Genomic DNA, 3,804 nt, shown 5'->3' with positions numbered 1-3,804 from the left:
CCGCGCCCGGCCCGCTGGCCCGCGCCGCGGCGTCGGCCACCGCCCGCGCCACCCGCACCGGACGGCGAGGCGCCAGCGTCGACACCACGTCGGCCGCGCCGGCCAGCTTCGGCTCGCCCAGCACCTCCTCGGCCAGCCGGCGGACCTGCCAGCCGGTCTCGTCGTACCGGGAGAGCAGTTCCGCACCGGTCGCCACGCCGGCGGCGGCCAGCAGCCGCGCGGTGCCGGCCACCGGGTCCCGGTCCAGGTCCTCGGCCAGCTCGGCCGGGCTCCGGTACGCCGTCTCCGCGTCCGCTCCGGCGTGCCCCATCAGCCGCACGGTGCGCAGGTGCAGGACGGCCGGGCGGCGGTTGCGGCGCACCCACGCCGCGGCTTCCGCCGCCACCGCGTACGTCTGCACCGGGTCGCTTCCGTCCGCGCTGAAGTAGCGGATGCCCGGCTTGGCCCGCAGGGTCGCCTCGACCCAGCCCTCCGGCGAGCGGACGCTGATGCCCAACCCGTTGTCCTCGCAGACGAAGAGCACCGGGATGCGCAGCCCGGCGTGGTCGTACCAGCCGGCGGTGTTGAAGGCGGCGGTGGCGCTGGCGTGGTTGACCGAGGCGTCGCCGAACGAGCAGACCACTATCGCGTCCGGTGGCCAGGGGGCGTGTGTGGCGCCGGCGCCGCTGCCGACCCGCACCCCGGCCCCGGTACGCCGTCCGGCGCTGTCCAGCCGGCGCAACCGCTCCACGGCGAGCCCCATGCCCACGGCGCGGGGCAGGTGCGAGGCGATGGTGGAGGTGGTCGGCACGATGGCCAGGTCGGCGCGGCCGAACACCTTGTGCCGGCCACCGGCGATCGGCTCGAGGCTGGACGCGACCATCCCGCGCAGCACGTCCCGGGCCGCGTCGGCGTACGCCGTGAAGCCACCGGTGACCCGCTCGGACCCGGACGGCTCCGCTTCGGACACCGCCGCGTCGGCGGAGGGCACCCGAGCGGAGGTCGGCTCGGTCTCGGTGGTCGACTCGGTCTCGGTGCTCGGCTCGGTGCTCGGCGCGGGATCGGCGGCGACCTGGGCGGCGCGCAGGCAGTAGAACGCGCCCGAGCGGTAGTGCAGCAACGCCGGATCGGTGGGACGCAGCGCGGCGGCGACGGCGGCGTTGCCCTCGTGGCCGGCCGAACCGATGGTGTAGAAGCCCTCCCCGAAGCTGCGCAACCAGCGGCCGGCCAGGTCGAGTTGCCGGCTGGTCACCTGTGCGTCGAACAGGTCCAGCAGCTGCGCGCCGGTCAGTGGGGCGTCGTCGGTGACCGGGTCGGCGGGGTCACGCCGTCGCTCGGCGGCGGGCAGCGCCGCCAGCGTCTCCCGGAACCGGTCGTCGAGATCTTGCGGGGTGGTCACGTCGGACAGCATTACCGACGGGAGCCCGGCTCGCCCAGTGGGACACGGCCGGCCGGGGTGCGTTCACTGTGACTCGCAGGACTCCGGGCAGCCGCCGTCGGACACCTTCCAGACCAGGTCACGAAGGGTGTTCAGCTCCTCGTCCGTCAGCCCGGACAGCAGTCGGGAGTCGGACATCACCTCGATCACCCGGGCCCGTACGACACGACCCTCCCCGGTCACCAGCAACGTCTTCTGCCGGCGGTCGGTGGGATCGGTGCGGCGCTCGACCAGCCCGGCCTGCTCCAGCTTGTCGACCAGCACCGTCACGTTCGACCGGTCGCAACCCAGCTGACCGGCGAGGTCGCGGGCCGGCAGCGGGTGATCCGGGTCCAGCTCCTGCAACGCCCGGGCCGCCGCCGGGGTGAGGCCCAACTCGGCGAACGCGGAGCCCTGCCGGTGTCGCAGCGCGGCGGTGACGTGCGCCATCCGGCGCACCACGTCGAAGGCGAGACCGGCGCGATCCACCGGTGCGCCCGCCGCGGGACCCACCTCCTGCGTCACTGCCACATCGTACGCAGTGACGGGCGTCGTCCGGGCCCGCCGGCGCGGCCGGCCCGTCGGCGGCCAGCACGAATCGACTGTGGTCATCGGTGTTCGACTGCCGGCGACGAGCAGGGCGACTCGCTGTCACCTGTCGGCCACCGGGGCTCGCGAGGCTCCCGGAGTCACGAAGATCGGACTCTGGGGAGGATTCGTGTCACTGTCCCGACGTACCATCCTGCTGTCCGGCGCCGCGATCGGCGCCGCGGGCGCGGTCACCGGGCTGCCGACGGCGGCCGGCGCGGCGGGCCGGCCGCTGGCCTACCCGTTCACCCTCGGGGTGGCCTCCGGCGACCCCGACCACGAGGGGTTCGTGTTGTGGACCCGCCTGGCCCCGCAGCCACTGGCCGAGGACGGCCTCGGCGGCATGCCGGACCGCGACGTGCCGGTGCACTGGGAGTTGGCCGCCGACGAGCGGTTCCGGCACGTGGTGCGCCGCGGCGTCGCTGTCGCCCGCGCCCGCTCGGCGCACAGCGTGCACGTGGAGTTGGCCGGCCTGCTGGCCGGGCGCGAGTACTTCTACCGGTTCCGGGCCGAGCGGCACATCTCGCCGACCGGACGCACCCGCACCGCCCCGGCACCGTGGACCATGCCCGCCACCCTCGCGATGGGCTTCGCCTCCTGCTCCCAGTACGAGCACGGCTACTTCACCGCCTACCGGCGGCTGGCCGAGACCGAGCCGGAGCTGATCCTGCACCTGGGCGACTACCAGTACGAGTACGCCCCGGACACGTACAACGTGCCCGGTGGCAACCCCCGTGACCACGAGGGACCGGAGACCCGGACCCTGGCCAACTACCGGCAGCGGCACGCCCAGTACAAGACCGACCCCGACCTGCAGGCCGCGCACGCGGTGGCGCCGTGGGCGGTGGTCTTCGACGACCACGAGGTGGAGAACAACTGGGCCGACGAGGTGCCCGAGGCGCCGGACCCGGCGTTCCCCGCGCGGCGGGCGGCGGCGTTCCAGGCGTACTACGAGAACATGCCGTTGCGGCGCACCTCGATCCCCCGCGGCATCGACATGCAGCTCTACCGGCGGGTGCGCTGGGGGCGGCTGGCCACGTTCCACCTGCTCGACACCCGGCAGTACCGCGACGACCAGGCCTGCGGCGACGGCTACCGGGACTGCGCCGCGGCCTCCGACCCGGCCCGGTCGATCACCGGGGCCGAGCAGGAGGCGTGGCTGCTGGACGGCTTCCGCCGCTCGGACGCCCAGTGGGACATCCTGGGCCAGCAGGTCTTCTTCGCGCAGCGGGACAACAACTCCGGCCCGCTCACCGTCACCAGCATGGACGCCTGGGACGGCTACGTGGCCTCCCGGGACCGCATCACCCGGGGCTGGCTGGCCGCCGGGGTACGCAATCCGGTGGTGCTGACCGGCGACGTGCACGCCCACTGGGCCAGCGATCTCAAGCTGGACTACGCCGACCCGACCTCACGCACCGTCGGCACCGAGCTGGTCTGCTCCTCGATCACCTCGACCGGTGACGGCGCGGACTCGGCGTCCGGCTCGCACCCGTGGTTCGCGTTCAACCCGCACCTGCGCTTCCAGAACAACCTGCGGGGGTACGTGCGCACCACGATCACCCCGGGGCAGCTCACCGCCGACTTCGACGTGCTGCCGTACGTCAGCCGGCCGGACGCGCCCGCGTACACCAGGGCGTCGTTCGTGATCGAGGACCGGGTGCCGGGCCTGCACCAGACGGCGGACAACCCGCTGCCGTCGGCGCTGCGGGGCGGCGCGCCGTCCGTCGACCTCGGTCAGCAGACCGTCGACCAGGAGACCGTCCGCCCGTAAACCCGGCCGCCCCGCGTCACGATCCGCGCACGGCGCCGCCCTCTCC

General features: G+C 74.3%; 3 protein-coding genes. 1 reads left to right on the top strand and 2 read right to left on the bottom strand.

Annotation, left to right across the window (positions count from 1 at the left end; all coding sequences use genetic code 11):
- The coding region (locus KBX53_RS25560) for a thiamine pyrophosphate-dependent enzyme (protein ID WP_247676206.1) at positions 1-1,390 on the bottom strand (1,390 nt) is incomplete at its 3' end.
- A gap of 51 nt (positions 1,391-1,441) precedes the next feature.
- Entirely contained in the window at positions 1,442-1,846 is a 405-nt protein-coding gene (locus KBX53_RS25555; protein ID WP_245233577.1) for a MarR family winged helix-turn-helix transcriptional regulator, read from the bottom strand.
- A gap of 268 nt (positions 1,847-2,114) precedes the next feature.
- On the opposite strand from KBX53_RS25555, the gene KBX53_RS25550 reads away from it, so the two are divergent.
- Positions 2,115-3,758 (top strand): alkaline phosphatase, encoded by a 1,644-nt coding sequence (locus tag KBX53_RS25550; protein WP_210862060.1) that lies wholly within the window; start codon positions 2,115-2,117, stop codon positions 3,756-3,758.
- Positions 3,759-3,804 lie beyond the last annotated feature (46 nt).

This window comes from Micromonospora sp. M51 (genome assembly GCF_018070305.1).
Lineage (GTDB): Bacteria > Actinomycetota > Actinomycetes > Mycobacteriales > Micromonosporaceae > Micromonospora > Micromonospora parva.
The sequence above is the reverse complement of the archived record's forward strand: the minus strand, read 5'-3'. Positions and strand labels throughout refer to the sequence as shown.

Excerpts from the sequence above, each read along its gene's own strand:
- KBX53_RS25555 (WP_245233577.1), bottom strand. The coding sequence starts at position 1,846 with ATGGCGCACGTCACCGCCGCGCTGCGACACCGGCAGGGCTCCGCGTTC.